The organism is Streptomyces sp. NPDC058632, from assembly GCF_042717095.1.
Taxonomy (GTDB): Bacteria; Actinomycetota; Actinomycetes; order Streptomycetales; family Streptomycetaceae; genus Streptomyces.
On the sequence record NZ_JBHXQZ010000225.1, the window covers coordinates 1 to 1,022 of the forward strand.

A 1,022-nucleotide genomic window follows, 5' to 3' on the forward strand; every position below is an offset into this window, starting at 1 on the left:
GGGACTGACTGACCACCGACAGGCCCGCGCCGATGTGGCGTGGGCCTGTCGCGTCTACTGTCGCGCCGGAGTGCTGTCGTGTGATCTGAGCTGGGCCAACGCCCCGATATCCCCGCCCCTCGGCGGACGCGACAGACGGGCGCGACAGGGTCTTTGGTGGGGCCGTGGGCCCGTGAGCCCGTGACGTCACCAGAAGGCGCCCACAAGGCTCTACGCTGCCCTCCATGCGGATCTACGCGATGACGAATCAGAAGGGTGGTGTGGGCAAGACCGCCAACACCATCAACACCGGCGCGGCCCTGGCCGAGAAGTCGGTGCAGAACCCGGAGCAGAAGCGTGTGCTCCTGGTGGACTTCGACCCCCAGGGCCACATGTCCGAGGCCCTCGGCGTGGACGAGACCCCGGACGACAAGACTCTGCGGATGGCGCTGGTGGGGGAGTGGCGCGGCGCCGACCCTCGGCAGATCATCGTGCAGCGCTCGGAGTACCTGCACGTGATCCCGACCAACGTGGACATGCACCTCCTGGAACGGTCGCTGTACACGGTGGCCGACCGCGAGCGCCGGCTGTCCCGGTTCCTGGAGAAGGTGGACGACGACTACGACGTCTGCCTGATCGACTGCGCGCCCTCCCTCGGCGTCATCACCGACTGTGCGCTCTACGCGGCCCGCAAGCGGGAGGGCAAGGGCAAGAGCGGCATCGTGGTGCCCGTGGAAGCCGAGGACTCCTCGGTCCGCGCGCTGCGGCTGCTGCTGCGTCAGATCGGCCTGCTGTCGGAAGACATGGACATCGTGCTGGACGTCCTCGGCCTCGTGCCCTCCCGGTTCGACATCCGCGACGGCAACGTCGTCACCTCCATGCTGGAGGCGTTCCGGAACCTCGGGGAGCCTGCCGTGATCGGGGAGATCCGCAAGCGGACCATCATCCGCGAAGCCTGGCGGGCGAAGCAGACCATCATCGAGCACGCTCCCCAGAGCGATGCCGCGGACTGGTACCGGGACCTGGCCAAGGCGGTGGACGCG

General features: G+C 68.3%; 1 protein-coding gene. It reads left to right on the plus strand.

The features are described from left to right. Nucleotides 1-224: 224 nt before the first annotated feature. Nucleotides 225-1,022: ParA family protein (locus ACFWVE_RS35110; RefSeq protein ID WP_384023354.1), on the plus strand; the 798-nt coding region annotated here is incomplete at its 3' end.